At 43.2% G+C, this 13597-nt stretch carries 13 protein-coding genes; all 13 read left to right on the top strand.

Translation table 11 applies throughout. The annotated features are described in order from the left end of the window. Positions 1-303 precede the first annotated feature (303 nt). A complete protein-coding gene (locus tag QJQ48_RS08645; protein ID WP_346290816.1) occupies positions 304-2394 on the top strand; it encodes a glycoside hydrolase family 10-like protein in 2091 nt (696 codons plus the stop codon). A gap of 72 nt (positions 2395-2466) precedes the next feature. After that, positions 2467-3303: an ABC transporter permease gene (locus QJQ48_RS08640; RefSeq protein ID WP_346290815.1), complete on the top strand. Its 837-nt coding sequence runs from the start codon at positions 2467-2469 to the stop codon at positions 3301-3303. Positions 3304-3311: 8 nt separating this feature from the next. Next, complete coding sequence (locus tag QJQ48_RS08635; protein ID WP_346290814.1) at positions 3312-4610, top strand: protoporphyrinogen/coproporphyrinogen oxidase; 1299 nt, start codon at positions 3312-3314, stop codon at positions 4608-4610. Between the two features lie 6 nt (positions 4611-4616). Continuing rightward, positions 4617-5879 (top strand): ABC transporter ATP-binding protein, encoded by a 1263-nt coding sequence (locus QJQ48_RS08630; protein ID WP_346290813.1) that lies wholly within the window; start codon positions 4617-4619, stop codon positions 5877-5879. A 17-nt stretch (positions 5880-5896) separates the two neighbouring features. Then, positions 5897-6682, top strand: a complete 786-nt coding sequence (locus QJQ48_RS08625; protein WP_346290812.1) for an FkbM family methyltransferase — start codon at positions 5897-5899, stop codon at positions 6680-6682. 35 nt (positions 6683-6717) lie between these two features. Further along, complete coding sequence (locus tag QJQ48_RS08620; protein ID WP_346290811.1) at positions 6718-7542, top strand: FkbM family methyltransferase; 825 nt, start codon at positions 6718-6720, stop codon at positions 7540-7542. 57 nt (positions 7543-7599) lie between these two features. Continuing rightward, positions 7600-8559 carry a glycosyltransferase family 2 protein gene (locus tag QJQ48_RS08615; RefSeq protein WP_346290810.1) on the top strand — a complete coding sequence of 320 codons (960 nt, stop codon included), beginning with the start codon at positions 7600-7602 and terminating at the stop codon, positions 8557-8559. A 60-nt stretch (positions 8560-8619) separates the two neighbouring features. Beyond that, positions 8620-9438, top strand: coding sequence for a putative capsular polysaccharide synthesis family protein (locus QJQ48_RS08610; RefSeq protein WP_346290809.1), 819 nt, complete (start codon positions 8620-8622; stop codon positions 9436-9438). A gap of 33 nt (positions 9439-9471) precedes the next feature. Continuing rightward, complete coding sequence (locus QJQ48_RS08605; RefSeq protein WP_346290808.1) at positions 9472-10167, top strand: acylneuraminate cytidylyltransferase family protein; 696 nt, start codon at positions 9472-9474, stop codon at positions 10165-10167. Positions 10168-10170: 3 nt separating this feature from the next. After that, positions 10171-11103 carry a phosphoglycerate dehydrogenase gene (locus tag QJQ48_RS08600; RefSeq protein WP_346290807.1) on the top strand — a complete coding sequence of 311 codons (933 nt, stop codon included), beginning with the start codon at positions 10171-10173 and terminating at the stop codon, positions 11101-11103. A gap of 1 nt (position 11104) precedes the next feature. After that, entirely contained in the window at positions 11105-11851 is a 747-nt protein-coding gene (locus QJQ48_RS08595) for an SDR family NAD(P)-dependent oxidoreductase (RefSeq protein ID WP_346290806.1), read from the top strand. Between the two features lie 21 nt (positions 11852-11872). After that, positions 11873-12667: a 6-hydroxymethylpterin diphosphokinase MptE-like protein gene (locus QJQ48_RS08590; RefSeq protein WP_346290805.1), complete on the top strand. Its 795-nt coding sequence runs from the start codon at positions 11873-11875 to the stop codon at positions 12665-12667. A 9-nt stretch (positions 12668-12676) separates the two neighbouring features. After that, positions 12677-13573 (top strand): glycosyltransferase family 2 protein, encoded by an 897-nt coding sequence (locus QJQ48_RS08585; protein WP_346290804.1) that lies wholly within the window; start codon positions 12677-12679, stop codon positions 13571-13573. Positions 13574-13597: the final 24 nt, after the last annotated feature.

Here is a 13597-nt window from a genome sequence, read left to right as displayed (position 1 = left end):
CCCAAACAGTCAGCCTGGTCAAGCTTGGGTCTAAAGCAGTTTTCATAAATTTCGGTCAAAAGAGCGGATAATAAGCTGTTGTTAACCTGCGCGATTTCCGTAGGGAAAAGCAGAAGAGTTGCTGTATATCTAACAAAAGCATTCTCTTTGCCTGGGTTACCCCGCTGAAAGTTCCTAAACAGATGGTTGAGCAAGTTCGGTAGATAGCGCATAGGTCAAACTGGCTGCGGCGTTATTAACGGAATGAACTACTGTAATCGGCTATCTGTTTTTTGTTGACTGTTCATCTTTAAACTGTTGCGTATGTCTAGCGTTCCTTCAACTTCCCGACTGGCCTCAGCTTTTTTAGGCACCCTTTGTGGTTTAGGTGGCCTTCTTAGCTCCTCAGCTCAGGCTGCTCAGACTTTGGAGGATAGGGCTTATCCGGCGGCCCCAACCGCGATCGCTCCTGAACCTTTCCCGGCGGCGACCTCGCCCACAACTAGCTTACTGGCCCAGAATGCCCGGTTGCTGCAGCGGCAAGCGCAGACGGAGGATCCCGCCGATCAGGCTGAGCCGCCGGGACTGCTGATTCAGCCAGGCAATCAGCCGATCAATGGCTTTTTGTCGTTGGCCATGCTGCAGGAGCTAAATAGCTTAGTGGGGCGCTTTGAGAGCGCTCTATTCGCCGCTGCTGCTACGGAACAGCCCGTCAGCTTAGATCCAGAAGCTCCGGTACCTCTGATAACGGCTGGCACCACCGATATTGATCTCGCTACCCTACCTGCTGCCACTTCTCATCCGGCTTTGATTGAGGCCAGGCAGTTGATTCAGGACTGGCCCCAGCTAATAGAGCAAAAAGACTATGCCGCTGCCCGCGATCGCTGGCTCGCTGTGCGCCGCGCTCTGTGGTCAAGCTTCCCAACGGAAAATCGCTTTGCCCAGCCAGAAATTCGGGCTATGTGGCTCGATCGGGGTACCATCGTGCGTGCTGGCTCGCGGCAAAGACTGGCCGAAATTTTTGATCGCATGGCCGCCGCTGGCATCAACACCGTCTTTTTTGAAACCGTCAATGCCGGCTATACCATTTACCCCAGCCGCATTGCGCCAGAGCAAAACCCGCTTACCCGCCACTGGGATCCGCTAGAGGCGGCTGTAGAGCTGGCCCATGAGCGCGATATCGAGCTGCACGCCTGGATCTGGACGTTTGCCGCTGGTAATCAGCTCCACAATCAGTTACTCAACCAGCCCGCCGACTATCCCGGCCCTCTGCTCAGCCGCCACCCCGACTGGGCTGCCTATGATAATGGCGGCAATCTGATTCCACGGGGCCAAACCAAACCCTTCCTAGACCCGGCCAACCCCGAAGTGCGCCGCTACCTGCTGCGGCTCACCGAAGAAATTATTACCCGCTACGATGTCGATGGTTTTCAGCTTGACTATATCCGCTATCCGTTTCAGGATCCCAGCGCCGATCGCACCTATGGCTATGGCGTTGCTGCCCGGCATAAGTTCTTGCAGCTCACTGGCGTTGATCCGCGCACGCTTTCTCCTCGGGACGATGCTAGCGCTACGGCTGCCGAACAGCAGCGGCAGCGGCGTCTGTGGAATCGCTGGACAGAGTTCCGAGTTGAGCAGGTTAGCTCGTTTGTCGAGGAAGTTTCTCAACTGATACGCCGTCGTCGCCCTGACATCATTCTATCAACGGCAGTGTTTGCTAAGCCAGAGCATGAGCGGCTGCAGAAAATTCAGCAGGATTGGGGCAACTGGGCCGAGCAGGGTACCGTAGACTGGGTAGTGCTGATGAGCTATGCCCTTGATACCAATCGCCTGGAAAAGCTGACGCAGCCCTGGCTGGTCGAAAATACTTTTGGTTCTACCCTAATCATCCCCGGCATTCGCCTGCTTAACCTGCCGGAAGCGGCAGCGCTAGACCAAATTCAGGCTCTGCGAGATCTGCCGGCTGGTGGCTATGCCCTCTTTGCTACTGCCAATCTGGACGGCAACTTTGAGGAAACCCTCAATCGTATTCAAGGGCCAGCAGCTGATACACCAGAACCGCTGCCCCAGCAGGCTCCTTTTGCGGCTGCGTCCGTTCGCTACCAGGCGCTGCAGCAGGAATGGAATTTGCTCCTAACCCACCAGCAGCTCTGGATTGATGGCGGACGCCGAACCCAGTGGATCACAGACGTTAACCTACTGGGCCGCGCTCTATCAGAGCTAGCGGATGATCCGTCACCCCGCAAACTTATACAGGCGCGATCGCGCCTCAGTCAGCTCCAGGCAAGTCTTTACAGCAACGATATTTCACTCAATACGGCCAGCAATCGCTATCGCCTGCAAACCTGGTCCCATCGGCTAACCGCGATCGAGCGTTTGTTGGCTTATGGTGAACAGCGGCGATCGCGTCGGTAATTACTGATCGTTGTTCAAATCTTCATGGGCAGTCTATAAAGTAATGAACGACTGTTTCATGGCCCTCACCCTATGGAGAATGTGTCTCCGCCCGAAATCATCATTGAAGCAGGCCGCACTGAAGCTCAGTACTGGCGAGATCTGTGGCGCTATCGGGAGCTGTTTTACTTTCTAGCGTGGCGTGATATTTTGGTGCGCTATAAGCAAACAGCGATTGGCGTTGCCTGGGCCTTGATTCGTCCGTTTCTAACCATGATTGTGTTTTCCGTGGTATTTGGCCGTTTGGCCAATCTGCCTTCTGAGGGGGATGCACCTTATCCCATCTTGGTATTCGCGGCCCTACTGCCCTGGCAGTTCTTTGCCAATGCCCTAGCTGAGTGCAGCAATAGCCTGATTGATAACTCCAATTTAATTTCTAAGGTCTATTTTCCCCGACTGGTAGTGCCCACTAGCGCTGTCATCGTTAGTTTTGTAGACTTCCTGATATCAGGCATGATTTTGCTAGCGCTGATGGCCTGGTACAACTTTGTTCCCGACTGGCGGATCCTGACGCTGCCTGTGTTTATCGCGATCGCTTTTGCCGCTGCAATGGGAGCGGGGCTGTGGCTAGCCGCCCTTAATGTGCAGTACCGCGATTTTCGCTATGTGGTGCCTTTTCTGGTCCAGTTCGGCCTCTATATTTCGCCAGTCGGCTTTAGCAGCAGCATTGTGCCGCAGCAGTGGCGTCTTTTGTACTTGCTGAATCCAATGGTGGGGGTGATTGACGGTTTTCGCTGGGCGATTTTGGGAAACAACTCGGCTATTTACCTACCGGGCTTTTCGCTATCGCTGCTGCTGGTGATTTTTCTCTTCAGCAGCGGCATTTGGTATTTTCGCCGCATGGAAAAAAGCTTTGCAGATGTGATCTAGGGGCTTCTATGGCACAGACGTTCGTTTTGGGGGGCGGCGTGACCGGGCTGGCAGCGGGCTTGGCTTCGGGGTGGCCTGTCTTAGAAGCGGCGGCAGCGCCGGGAGGAATCTGCTCGTCCTATTATGTGCGGCCTGGCAGTCAAGAGCGCCTGAAGCAGGCTCCGGCGGATCAGCAGGCTTATCGGTTTGAAATTGGCGGCGGACATTGGATTTTTGGCGGCGATCCGACTGTGCTGCACTTTATAGAACAGCTCACGCCGGTGAAGCGCTATACGCGGCAATCTTCGGTTTATTTTCGCCAGCTCGATCGCTATGTGCCTTATCCCATTCAAAACTTCCTGCGGTTTTTAGACACCGAAACGGCGGCTCAAATTTTAGCCGAAATGAGTCAGCCGCAGCCCGCTATTGTAACCCTGGAAGACTGGCTGGCAGCTAACTTTGGCCCCAAGCTCTGCGAACTATTTTTTTATCCGTTTAATCAGCTCTACACGGCGGGGTTATACACCAAAATTGCGCCGCAAGATGCTTACAAATCTCCGGTCAATCTGTCTTTGGCGATTCGAGGGGCGCTGCAGGAGACGCCGCCTGTGGGCTATAACACAACGTTTGTGTATCCTGCCGAGGGACTAAACACGCTGGCACAGCGAATGGCTGAGCGCTGTGATATTCGCTATGGCTGCCGGGTGGTGAATATTGATGTCGATCGCCAGCGAATTCAGTTTGCTAGCGGGGCGGAGCAAGGTTACGACAAGCTGCTGACGACGCTGCCGCTCAACCAGATGATGACGCTAACGGGGCTAACCGTAGAGGCCCCCGCTGATCCCTATACGTCAGTTTTAGTGCTCAATATTGGCGCGGTGCGAGGCGATCGCTGTCCGTCTGATCACTGGCTCTATAATCCGGATGCTCGCTCTGGCTTTCACCGGGTAGGCTTTTACAGCAACGTGGATCGCTCATTTTTACCCCAGAGTGCTAGAGAGACGGGCGATCGCGTCAGCATTTATGTAGAGCGGGCTTACCTGGGTGGGCTGCGGCCGACTGCGGCAGAAATAGCGGCCTATACAAAAGCAGTCATTCAAGAGCTACAGGACTGGCAGTTTATTGCTGCCGCAGAAGTGGTTGATCCGACCTGGATTGATGTGGCTTATACTTGGGCGTTACCAGGTTCGCAGTGGAAGCAGCAGGCGATGCGATCGCTCGAAGCCCATCACATTTATCCAATTGGCCGCTATGCCCGCTGGCATTTTCAGGGCATTGCGGATTCGATTCGAGATGGGTTTTATGCAGGTATGGGGTTGAAGGCGTAAGTTCTGATGGGCGAGACGGTTATTCGAGTTGAGAATTTAGGTAAGAAGTATCTGCTGCGGCACGAGCAGGCGGGGCAGTATAAGACGCTGCGAGATGCGATTGCGGGTAGCGTTCACGGACTGAAGCATCACTTTGCTGGAAAACAGACAAATGCTCAGCGCGAGGAGTTTTGGGCGCTGAAGGATGTGTCATTTGAGGTGAAGCGGGGTGAGGTGGTTGGCATTATTGGCCGCAATGGGGCGGGTAAATCAACGCTGCTGAAGATTCTCAGCCGCATCACGGAACCGACGACGGGACGAATCGCGATTAGGGGGCGGGTTGCCAGCCTTTTAGAAGTCGGTACAGGCTTTCACCCGGAGCTGACGGGCCGGGAAAATATCTTTCTCAACGGTGCTGTTCTAGGCATGAGCCGGGCTGAGATTAACCGCAAGTTTGATGAGATCGTAGCGTTTGCGGAGGTGGAGAAGTTTTTAGATACGCCGGTCAAGCGCTATTCATCAGGCATGTATGTGCGTTTGGCATTTGCGGTAGCTGCGCACTTAGAACCAGAGATTTTAATCATTGATGAGGTATTAGCAGTTGGTGATGCGTCTTTCCAGAAAAAGTGTCTAGGCAAGATGGAACAAGTAGGCAAAGATGGGCGAACGGTCATTTTCGTTAGTCACCAAATGGATATGATTCAAAATCTGTGCAGTTATTGTTTTCTCATTGAAGATGGAAGTATAGCTAATAGTGGTTTACCTCCATTGATGGTAGAAAAGTATTTGCAGCATTCTGACTCACAGCAGAAGTTATCCTTCAGTCTTCAAGAAGACAATAATTTACCTCTTCAGATTACTCATGGAAAGCTGTTGAATTCTGAAGGTAGTCCTGAATCGAAATTTGATCTTTTTGAAGACATTATTGTTTACATTGAGTATAAAGTTAACATGAGTAAATCTGGAATGATTATTAATTTAGAGATCAAGAGAAATGGAACAGCGCTATTTTTATCATTTGACACTGATCAAGATACTCATAAACTTGAGTCTCGAGAGACAGGAAAATATTTCTCAGAAATAAAACTACCAAATCCTTTATTGAAGTCGGGTTTCTATTCAATTGATTTGGCAACTGGAATAGCTAACCTAAAAACGTTTCAGAGACTTAATGATATCCTTCAGTTTGACGTAGAGCTTACGTCTAAACCGTCATCGTTTCTTAGTTATGCTGATAAAAGACCTGGCTTAATCGCTATTCCATTAAAATGGAATAGTGGCAAATTATAAATTTTTAGGCTTACCCAATGGAAATAAATCACAAAATTAAACATTTTTTTGAAAATCTAAGATTTTTAAAAAGAAAAACAGTGAAGTTCGAATTTAGAGGCGACTTTTATCATCTTAATAATGAGAGCTCAGCTAAGTATCATATTACTCATAGTGTAGAGAAAGTACATAATATGGCTAGCCTGGTTCCTGCTAAGTCAAATATAGTGTTTGATGTTGGAGCTAACTGTGGATTATTTTCTGCAATGTGCTTTAAAAAAAATGCAAATTTGGAAATTCATGCTTTTGAACCTTCTAAATCACTAATTAAAATCATTGAATTAAATTGTAAGAATTTTTCTAAAAGATTATACCTAAATAATTTAGCTTTATCTGATCAAGAAGGCGAAGCAGTTTTATATATTAACAAAAATTCGCAACAGACTAACAGTTTGAATCGCAAATCTGTAGAAATTATTGCAGAATTAAATCAAATTATAGAGCAAAAAACGCTCTGTAAAACTTTGGATCAATACTGTATGGAAAACTCAATATCTTATATCGATGTTCTTAAGTTGGATGTTCAAGGCTTTGAAAAGCATGTTGTTGACGGCGCATCAAAAATGCTTGAATTTACTGAAAAAATTTTTCTTGAATCTTCTTGGTTAGAAATAGATACTATACTGTTAGCATTGAAACTTCGTGAGCAATTAGGCTTCAAGTATGGATATCTAATCAATAGCGTATTTGCTGGAGCCGATTTACTTCTATCTAAAGAGCCTCTCGAAGAATCAGATTTAAACATGGTGATTTCTCAACTCTAAATCAATAGCTATATTCAATGATGAATAGAGTCGCAATGAGCTTCAACGAACTTAACTTAATTAAAGCATTTCCTTTTGAGACTAAATCTCCTGTTCTTGTCGACGTTGGTGCGCATCAAGGCTCCTTTTCTAAAGCTTTTGCTCAATGTGGTTGGTATGTAGTAGCTTTTGAACCAGAGCAACACAACTTTGCAGTACTTCAAGAAAAGATTTCTCAACTGGATAATATTGTACTTATATCTAAAGCAGTCTCAGATATATCAGATTCTTCTCAGGCTTTTTACGTAAGTGAAGAACATTACGGCATTCATTCACTTAAGCCGTTTCACAAAACACATCGGTTTGCCTACAACGTTGAAACTGTTCGGTTAGATCAAGTACTAACTGAGCTTAAAATATCTCAGGTTTCTCTATTGAAGATCGATATAGAAGGAGCAGATTTTCTAGCCTTAAAAAGTTTTAGTTTTGATATTTATCGTCCAGAACTAATAATGGTTGAATTTATGGACGAAAGATCAAAATTGAATTTTGGTTATACCCATCATGATATGGTTCAGTTTATGGAGTCTAAAGGATATACCACTTTTGTTTCAGAATGGGAATCTATTAAGGAATATGGTCGAGAAGGTGTATCTAATCATCCACATGTATGGCTACAGTGTGTTCTTTATCCCTTAGATCATGAACCTGCATGGGGCAATCTAATTTTTATTCCTAGAGAAAATCAAGAAAAGTTTTCTAACGTCTTGAATAACTATCTAAAGTCTTTAAGGTTTTTGAAGAAAATAGATTGGCTACGCCAAGTTGTCAAAAAAATACCTGGAACTATATCCATCTATCATAAGATAGTCAAAGTTTGAATAATAAAGCCTTTATATCTACCCTAATTTGTTTTAAAACATTTTCTCTATTAAGTAATGCCTAAAGTTTCGGTTATTATCCGCTGTTATAACGAAGCTCAGCATGTAGGTAAATTGCTGCAAGGAATTCTGCAGCAAAATGTTCAAGGTATAGAAATTATTGTAGTAGATTCTGGTTCTACGGATGAAACTGTAGCGATCGCTTCTCAATATCCTGTCAAGCTAGTTACTATTCAACCTGAAGATTTTTCTTTTGGGCGTGCTCTAAATTTAGGATGTCAAGCTGCTACCGGAGAATTTATTACAATTGCAAGCGCTCACGTTTATCCAGTTTATCAAGATTGGTTAGAAACCTTATTAACACCTTTTGAACGTTCTAATGTTGCGCTCACTTATGGTAAACAGAGGGGCAACGAAACTACAAAATATTCTGAAAAACAGGTTTTTGCCACTTGGTTTCCTGATATTTCAACAGGTGTTACCCATCAAGATTATCCATTTTGTAATAATGCTAATGCTGCTATTCGCCGCAGCCTTTGGCAACAAGTTCCGTATGATGAAACGCTCACAGGATTAGAAGATCTGGATTGGGCAAAGCAGATTATGGATCTTGGCTATCGTATTGTCTATGTTCCTGAAGCTGAAGTTATCCACGTTCATAACGAAACTCCTTTGAGGATTTACAACCGCTATCGTCGTGAAGCGATTGCTCTCAAGCAGATTTACCCTCAAGAGAAATTTAGTTTTCTAAGTTTCTTGTATTTACTTATAACCAATATTTTAAGTGACTGTTGTCATGCTTTACATGATAAAGCTTTTGCTGGAGCGATAAAGAGCATTTTAATCTTTCGTCTCATGCAATTCTGGGGTACATACCGTGGTTATTCTCATCATGTCCCTGTTTCTAAGCAGCTCCGACAAACATTTTATTACCCTCGAAATCTTTCCAAGTTTTCAGCTAGCTCAAAAAAATATTCAGGTAAAGTCATTGACTATTCTTCTAAAGTTAAAAATTGAAAAATCAGGTTAATTTTTATTTGATCTTTCCAAAAACTTTCAGGCAGTGTGCTTACATTTATGATTAATAAAAGTTTTTTAGGCAAGTTACAAGGTAAGTTAAAAGAGTCTTTTTACCTGAGAAGTCTACAAGCAGAGCTATCTACAGGAAAGATCGCTCCAATCCTTATATATCAGCCTGGAAAGGTAGGCTCTAGTTCAATATTAAAATCTCTTCAAGCTCATGGAGTTCATGGTTTGTTACATGTTCATAGAATAAACCCAAATCATATTGAACGAATTAAATCTGCTGAGAATAGAGCGTTGGTACATCATGAAAAAATTGGAAGACTTGTATATGATCAGGTAATTCTTCCAAAGCGGTACTTTAAAGCGATTTCTATGGTTAGAGAACCAATATCTAGAAATATATCAGCTTTTTTCCAAAACTTTAAAACTTTTACAAATTCTGATATGTATGAAGTTAATTTACCAGAAATAAATTCTATTTTTTTAAAAGAATATCCTCATAGAACTATTTTAGATTGGTTTGACATAGAAGTTTTTACAACTCTTGGATTAAATATCTATGACTTTGAATTTGACAAAGCTGAAGGTTGGGTTCAAATTCAGACAGAAAATTATGATTTTCTTATTCTAAAATCGGAAATACCTGACATAAGGAAAGAAAAAACTATCTCTGACTTTTTAAAGTTAGAAAACTTTAAGATCCAGAGATGTAATGTAAGTATTCACAAAGAATACGGAAACTTACAAAAAAGATTTATTAGTTCGGTTTACTTGCCAAAATATTATATTGATGAAATGTATAATTCTAAATATACAAAACATTTTTATTCTGAGGAAGAAATTACTGCGAATTATCGAAAATGGCTTTAGTAAACATAGTGATTAATATTATATTTTTTATGTATGGAAAAGTTAGGCATAGTTGTTTTACTGCCAATGAAAGCTCATAGTGAGCGTGTAAAGGCTAAAAATTTTAAGGTGCTACATGGAAAACCTTTATTTCAATGGATTTTGGATACGCTGCTTTCAATATCAGAAATAGATAAAATTGTTATCAATACCGATGCTAGAAAAAAGTTAGAATCTAGTGGGTCTATCAAGTCAGAGAGAGTGCAGATTCGCGATCGCAAACCTGAGCTTTGTGGCGATACCGTTAGTATGAATCGTATTTTGGCAGATGATATAGAGCACGTTCCTGCTGATTTATATTTGATGACTCATACAACTAATCCTTTGTTAAGCAGTAAAACTATCAGAGGGGCATTGCAGGCTTTTTCTCAATCTCAAGGCGTAAGGCAGGCTGATTCGCTCTTTGCGGTCAATCGCTTTCAGACCCGTTTTTATCGCCAAGATGGGTCGCCGATCAATCACGATCCTCAAAGTTTAGTTCCTACTCAGGATTTAGAACCTTGGTACGAGGAAAATTCTAATCTCTATCTTTTTACGGCAGAGAGTTTTTCCGCGACTCAAGCTCGGATTGGTCAGCGTCCGCTCTTATTTGAGACACCTCGATTAGAGTCGATCGACATAGATAATGTAGAAGATTGGCAGCTAGCTGAAGCAGTAGCACAATACTTGTATCCTCAATCAATTCAGTAAGCTATGAAAATCTTAGTTACCTGTCCACCAATGATAGGACGTATAGCTGAGTTTGAGCCTCTGTTCATCGATAAAGGAATTGAACTAAGCTGTCCTGACGTAGTACAGACTTTGTCTGTAGAAACACTCAAAGATTTACTACCTCAGTATGACGGCTGGATTATTGGAGATGATCCAGCTAATGCAGAAGTCTTTCAAGCCGGACGAGCAGGAAAATTAAAAGCGGCTGTTAAATGGGGCGTTGGAGTTGATAATGTTGATTTTTCTGCAGCCGAGTCTCTGGGTATTGCCATTACAAACACCCCACACATGTTTGGCAAAGAGGTTGCTGATGTTGCGATGGGCTACGTAATCGGTCTTGCTCGACAAACATTCTCTATTGATAGAGCGGTACGTAATCATCAATGGATTAAACCTGCTGGTATCTCTCTTGCTGAAAAAACTGTCGCTTTAATAGGTTTCGGTAATATTGGTCGTCAAACAGCAAAGCGGTTACTTGCTGCTGACATGAAGGTCATTGTCTACGATCCACAGTTCAAAACAGTTGAAGATTTAGCGGCAGTGAAGGCAGTCGCTTGGCCTCAACGATTAGAAGAGGCAGACTTTGTTGTTATAACTTGCGCCCTAACCGCCAAAAACTGGCACATGCTGAACAATAAGATTCTGGCTTCAGTTAAACCAGGGATACGCATTGTCAATGTAGCTCGCGGCCCATTGATTGACGAAGCTGCGTTAACTGCTGCCCTAGAATCAGGTCAGGTTCATTCTGCAGCTTTAGATGTTTTTGAGAGCGAACCTTTACCATTGAATTCGCCCTTGCGAAAATTTGATCAATGTATCTTCGGCTCCCACAACGCTTCCAACACAGTAGATGCGGTGCGTCGTGCAAGTCATCGGGCAATCGCTCTGTTATTCAATTTTCTTGGAGTTGCCTGATATGACGGTATATTCGGCACTAATCACTGGAGCCGCTGGAGGGATTGGGCAAGCTTTGTGCCGAGAGTTTCAACAAGCTGGTTATCACGTTATCGGTTTAGATTTGCTTAGCACAACCATGCCTGATAGCTGTGCCGTAAAAATCGATGCTGACTTGGAAGCTATATGCTCCAACAGCGAATATCGCAAGAAAATTTTTGCTCAAGTGCGATCGCATCTTGTAGCTAATCCAATTAAAGTACTTATCAATAATGCAGCTATTCAAATACTTAAACCTGCTACAGCTCTTACATTAGATGACTGGAATGCGACGCTGAATGTGAATTTGCTTGCTCCCTTTTTGCTAATTCAAGCTTTTCTCTCCAGCCTTACTAACAACAAAGGTTCTATTGTCAATATTGCGAGTGTACATACCAGATTGACTAAGCCTGAATTTGCTTGCTATGCGACTAGTAAAGCTGCTTTAGCTGGTCTGACACGCAGCCTGTCCGTAGAAATTAGTGATAGAGTTCGCATTAATGCTATTGCACCTGCTGCTGTGGCAACTCCTATGTTATTAGCAGGTTTTCACGACAGAGCTGAAGCACTTGAACAGCTATCTAAAATGCATCCTATAGGGCATATAGCTACCCCGCAAGAAGTTGCTCAAGCCGCACTATTTTTGGCCTCTGATCAAGCTAACTTTATAACAGGAACTATGCTTGATCTTCACGGTGGTATTGGTAATAGACTATACGATCCAGCGTAAGTATTTATGGAGTAGAAATTCATGCCATTTTCAGTTAAAGCAGCTCTTAAGCCTGTGCGTGATGCGCTCGTAGAATATCTCAATCATTTTTCAGATCCAGTGCACCGCCACTGGTACTTTAAAGAAGTTCCACGACTTCAGAAATTTAAAGATAAACACAAAGGAGAAAGCTGTTTTATTATTGGCAATGGGCCTTCGCTTAACCGTATGGATCTTTCTCTTCTCAAAAACCATCACACATTTGGACTCAATAAAATTTACTTAATGTTTGATAAGGTAGACCTTGATATTAACTACCATGTATCAGTCAATTCGTTAGTTATTCAGCAAAGCACTAAAGAATTCGAATCCCTAACTTGTCCGTCTTTTTTATCAGTAAGAGCTTCTCATAACATAGTTTGCTCAAAACAAAATATTTATAAAATTATGACTGGAGTACCTATGTCTTTTCAAGAGGATATTTCAAAGACTGTTTGCGAAGGATATACAGTAACTTATGTAGCTATGCAAATAGCTTTTTACATGGGATTCAGAAATATTTTTTTGATAGGAGTTGACCATAACTTTGCTGTTAAAGGAAAACCAAATGAACAACAGTTTTTGAAGCAAGATGATCCCAACCATTTTTCTCCTGATTACTTTAAAGGAAGTCAATGGAATTTACCTGATTTGGAAGCATCTGAGCTATCCTACCGTCTTGCAAAATTCTATTTTGAAAGAGACGATCGCCTTATTTACGATGCCACTCTTGATGGAAAACTAAAAGTTTTTCCGAAGATTTCTTACGAAGCAGCCTTGGAGAAGTGCAAATTATAATTTTAAGAATTGCAATTTGATACTTTGAAACCTATTATACTTATTCCTATTCATAATCGTAAGGGCGTGACTCTTACTTGCTTGAAACAGCTTAAGAACCAAGGCGATATAGACTCTTGTCAAGTTGTTATTATTGATGATGGTTCTACGGATGGTACTAGCGAAGCTGTAAAAGCTCAGTATCCACAAATACATATTATTGAAGGTCACAAAAATCTCTGGTGGACTGGAGCAATAGAACTGGGTATGCGCTATGCCTATTCAAAAGGCACTGAATATATCCTCTGGCTTAATGACGACACTATTCCTGCGTCTAAGACTATTAAAAAGTTGCTTGATTTCTGTTACCGAAATCCTAAGTCTATTGCAGCTAGTCAATGTTACTTTAATGGCTCATTTACTTATGGAGGACAGCTACGTAAAAAACTACATCAAGAGTTTGTTTATGCAGCGTTTGAGGAAGTTGTTAACTGTGATGCTTTAGATGGTAACTTGGTTTGTCTACCTCGTTCAGTTATTGATCAAATTGGTTATCCTCTTGGCAGAGCAGTTCCTCATTACGGAGGCGATAATCTCTATACTTGGACTGCCAAAAAATCAGGTTATCAGCTTTGCCTACTAGGCTACGCCACTGCAACCTGTCCACGCGACCATGTGCAGGAAAGCTGGTCTTTAGACAGTAAATCTGTTTGGAGCTATTGGAAAATTATGCTTTCACCTAAATCGCCTTTTTATATTCGAGGTTATTTTCAATTTTGTTTTCGATATTGGGGCATTAGAGGAATCATTCCATTTATGAAACCTTATTTGAGATTGACGATTATTACTATACTGCGCTTAATGTTCTCTCGGTCTTGTATTAAATTCGTTAAAGAGCTATGTAACAGCTTTAAAGTCATAAGATAACTAAAATATAGATCGACAAGTAAG

Origin of the sequence: Sphaerothrix gracilis Ecp01, from assembly GCF_030405905.1 — a bacterium.
GTDB lineage: Bacteria > Cyanobacteriota > Cyanobacteriia > Phormidesmidales > Phormidesmidaceae > Sphaerothrix > Sphaerothrix gracilis.
This window is presented reverse-complemented; position numbering and strand designations above follow the sequence as displayed.